This window comes from Pseudonocardia sp. EV170527-09 (assembly GCF_008369905.1).
Taxonomy (GTDB): Bacteria; Actinomycetota; Actinomycetes; order Mycobacteriales; family Pseudonocardiaceae; genus Pseudonocardia.
Genome location: NZ_VRMC01000188.1, coordinates 1 through 3,561, shown reverse-complemented (window position 1 = coordinate 3,561; position 3,561 = coordinate 1). Strand labels below are relative to the sequence as shown.

Sequence of the window (3,561 nt, the reverse complement as noted above, 5' to 3'; positions counted from 1 at the left end):
AGCAACGACTGAACACCCGACAAGGGGGTCAGTCCCAATCCGTCGTTACGGGGTTACTCCCAACCCGCCGTTGACAGTCCCCGTCTCGGAATTACTGGGAATTGCCGGAACACCATTCCGGCGAATAGATGGGCCGCTACATCAGGCGACCAGCCCGCTTACGCTGACGGGCAAAACCGACGACTCAGAGGTCGGTCAGGAGTGGTTCTCGTCGTCCTTGCCCCGCCGCATCGGCGCAGGGGCCGGGTGGGCGTGCTTGAGGCCCATCGCCTTGAACGCGATCCCCGAAACCGTCCGCCCGTCAGGGGACTCGATCGAGTACGGATTGATCTTCGGGTCGATCAACTGCACCCGGGCGTCCTCCCCGAACCCCTCCCCGGGATCGACCGTCAGGGTCACCTTGATCTCTTCACCCTTCGGCGCCCGCTGGCCCGCCTGCACCTGAAGCTTCGCGAACAGCGACACCACGAACTGCGTCACCCCATCCCGATCCGTCACCGGTACCTCCGCGCCGTTCGCGTCCTGACGCGTCTTGGGTGCGGGCGGCTCCACCACCGTGAGCTTGTAGCCGTCGAGCACCACCGGAAGATCCCTCATCGCTCTCTCCTTCGTTCACCTGACCAGCTTGGCTAGCCATCTCAGAATGACCGGCTTGGCTAGCCATGTCAAGCGCCAATGAGGAAGCTGGCTAGCCGGGCTAGTCAGCCGACCGGTACCGTGGGGTCATGAGCACGCCAGCCGAGTTCCTCGCGCACCTGGACCCGGAGGATCCGCGCACCCCGTCGCAGCAGATCTCCAACCAGATCCGCGCCGCGATCAAGCTCGGCAAGCTCAAGGCGGGGGAGAAGCTGCCGTCGCAGCCCGATCTGGCCGAGCGCTACGGTGTCGCCCGCGAGACGGTCAAGGCCGCGCTACGTCCGCTCTACGCCGAGCGGCTGCTCATCAGTCGCCAGGGGAGCGGGGTGTTCGTCCGCGCCCAGACCGAGCTACCGGTGGGGCTGCGCCCGCACATCGAGGCTGCGTTCGAGCGCCCGCACGTGCGCATCGACTTCGCCGGGTTCTCCGGCGAGACCCTGGCCAACACCTTGTCCGAGGTCCTGGACAAGGTCCGCGCCGGACGCCTGAGCCCGGAGTCCATCGCCGTGCGGATCATGCTGTCCGACCCTGGTGTGCCCCTCGCGCTCCCGTGCCGGGCCGACACCGCCGCCGACGACCCGGCTGTCCGCAGGCGCGCTGATCGCATCACCCGCCGCGCGGTGGACAGCATCACCGACGGAGTGCAGGAACTCGCCGACCTCGGGCTCGTGAAGTCAGCGACCGCCGAGGTGCGAGCCCACAGCGCCTCGCCGCTGTTCAAGCTCTACCTGATCAACGACGAGGAAGCGTTCTTCGGCTTCTACCCCGTCCTGGAACACACCGTCACCATCGACAAGGCGCCCGTGCCGATCTTCGACCCGATGGGCAAGGACGCCACCCTGTTCCACTTCTCCACCGGCGACGACGCCGACACCAGCAACGGTCCCCAGTACGTCACCCAGGCCCGCACCTGGTTCGACTCCGTGTGGACCACCATCACCCGGGAGTACCCGCAGTGACCCTCCCGACCGGCACCCGCACCCAACTCGCAGACCTGCTCCGAGGCGCCCGGATCCTGCTCCTGGACTTCGACGGGCCCGTCGCGCACCTGTTCGCCGGCCACCCCGCACCCGAGGTCGCCGCCGCCGTCCGCCAGTTCGCCACAGTGCACGGCATCGACCTCTCCGAGGTCCGCACCGATGACCCGCTGGTCCTGCTCCGAGCCGCCTACCGGCACTCGCCCGAGTCCGGTCGTGACGTCGAGGCCCACGTCATTGAGCACGAGACCCGCGCCGCGACCATCGCCGAACCGACCCCTGGCGCCCACGAGCTCATCCGCACCGCCGTCGCCACCGGCCACACCGTCCTGGTTGTCAGCAACAACTCTGAGCGAGCCATCCGGGTCTACCTGGCTCGCCACGACCTCACCGAATACGTCGCGCAGATCATCGGCCGCCCCTTCGGGCACCCCGAGCAGATGAAGCCCGACCCCCACCTACTGCACGCAGCCCTGGACATCAGCCGAGCGGCACCGAGCGACGCGGTGTTCATCGGAGACTCGATCACCGACGTCCTCGCCGGGGCAGCAGCAGGAGTGCCGTGCATCGGCTACGCCAAGCAGCCCGAGCGCGCCGAAGGACTGGCCGACGCGGACGCCCTGGTCGTCGTCAACGACATGCACACCCTCTCCACCGCACTACGCCCGTGACCCCGCTGCACCCCGAGGTCGCCCGCGCCGCGCACGCGCGATGGCCCGACCGCGCACCCGCCTGGATCGAGGCGCTCCCTGTCGAGCTGACCGAGGTCTGCGCGGCACTCTCGGTCACCCCGACCGGCACGACGTTCTCCGCCAGGTCGGCGCTCGTGGTGGAGGCCACGACCAGCGCCGGTGCTCGGGTGGTCCTGCGGTCGAGCCCCGACCCGGACGCCGTTCACCAGGCGGCGGTGCTGGAGCAGCTCTCGCGTGCTGGACTGGCGCCTGCGGTCCATCTCCTGCGGAACACGCCCACGAGCACGTGGACCGCACTGGACGCGGCCGAGCCCGGGGCATCGTTCGCCGAACAGGAACCGCGACCGCGAGATCTCGCGAGGGTAGCCACGATGCTGCGCACCCTCGCCGACGAGGACGGCGTGCCCTCGGTGCCGAGCATCGTGCCCTGGCTCCGAGCGCGGCTCACCTATCCGCCAGTCGATGACCAGCCACCCCATCGCGGCCCTGAGTCCGCCGCGGTCCGGGACGCCGCCAGCGTTGTTCTCGACGACCTTGCCGGCGACATGCTGGCCCGGCTGTGCCACGCCGACCTCTCGCCGCCCAACGTGCTCCACGGCCGCGGTCGGCTGTGGTTCATCGACCCCCGCGGAATGAACGGCGAAGCCGCCTACGACATCGCTGTCCTCGCCCTCAAACTCTGCGACGACCACCTCGACGCCGCCCGAGCCCTAGCCCGCAGCATCGCCCTCTCCAGCGACACCGACCCCGACCGAGCGGACGCCTGGGTCACCGTCGCCGACGCTGCCACCGTCTAGTTGTGATGTCCAGGGAGGTTGTCCCGTCCGGGGGCGGTGAGTCTGGCTGACAGACGAAGGCCTCCGGTTGTGAAGTGGAGCTGTCTAGGAACCGCTTCACCCACCGGAGGCCTTCGTGTCCCACGCTAACGCCGCTCTGACCCCGCGCGCCCGGCTGCGGCTCGCTCAACTCGTCGTCGAGCACGGCTGGACCCACACCGCGGCCGCGACAATGTTCATGGTCTCCGCGCGGGGGCCTGTGCAACGAACGGTGGTTCCGGCCCGACACGCCGGACCTCAGCGTCCGGCGGGATGGGCACTGTGAGTGATGACATCAGACCCTATGGGCTCTGCTGAGAACGAGACGGGTTCGGGTCGGCGGTTCTCGCCCGAGCAGGCCGCCGCAGCGGCGATGGTGGCCGACGCCCGAGCGCGGGGGCTGGAACTGACCGGCCCGGACGGCTTGTTGAAGCTGTTCAC

General features: G+C 69.1%; 4 protein-coding genes and 1 pseudogene. 4 read left to right on the top strand and 1 reads right to left on the bottom strand.

The features are described 5' to 3' along the window. Nucleotides 1–195: 195 nt before the first annotated feature. Entirely contained in the window at nucleotides 196–597 is a 402-nt protein-coding gene (locus FVA95_RS27990; protein ID WP_164514901.1) for a hypothetical protein, read from the bottom strand. A gap of 128 nt (nucleotides 598–725) precedes the next feature. On the opposite strand from FVA95_RS27990, the gene FVA95_RS27985 reads away from it, so the two are divergent. The 4 genes and pseudogenes from FVA95_RS27985 to FVA95_RS27970 all read left to right on the top strand — a co-directional run. After that, complete coding sequence (locus FVA95_RS27985) at nucleotides 726–1,595, top strand: winged helix-turn-helix domain-containing protein (protein WP_149666807.1); 870 nt, start codon at nucleotides 726–728, stop codon at nucleotides 1,593–1,595. Then, complete coding sequence (locus FVA95_RS27980; protein WP_161992510.1) at nucleotides 1,592–2,284, top strand: HAD family hydrolase; 693 nt, start codon at nucleotides 1,592–1,594, stop codon at nucleotides 2,282–2,284. Before FVA95_RS27985 ends, FVA95_RS27980 begins: the two co-directional genes overlap by 4 nt. Then, complete coding sequence (locus tag FVA95_RS27975) at nucleotides 2,281–3,102, top strand: phosphotransferase (protein WP_161992509.1); 822 nt, start codon at nucleotides 2,281–2,283, stop codon at nucleotides 3,100–3,102. The genes FVA95_RS27980 and FVA95_RS27975 overlap by 4 nt, the downstream gene beginning before the upstream one ends. Before the next feature lie 115 nt (nucleotides 3,103–3,217). Beyond that, nucleotides 3,218–3,328, top strand: a pseudogene (locus FVA95_RS27970) (IS481 family transposase); the annotation flags it as partial. Nucleotides 3,329–3,561: the final 233 nt, after the last annotated feature.

Bases quoted from the DNA above. Each gene is read 5' to 3' on its own strand.
- FVA95_RS27990 (WP_164514901.1), bottom strand. From the start codon at position 597: ATGAGGGATCTTCCGGTGGTGCTCGACGGCTACAAGCTCACGGTGGTG.
- FVA95_RS27985 (WP_149666807.1), top strand. From the start codon at position 726: ATGAGCACGCCAGCCGAGTTCCTCGCGCACCTGGACCCGGAGGATCCG.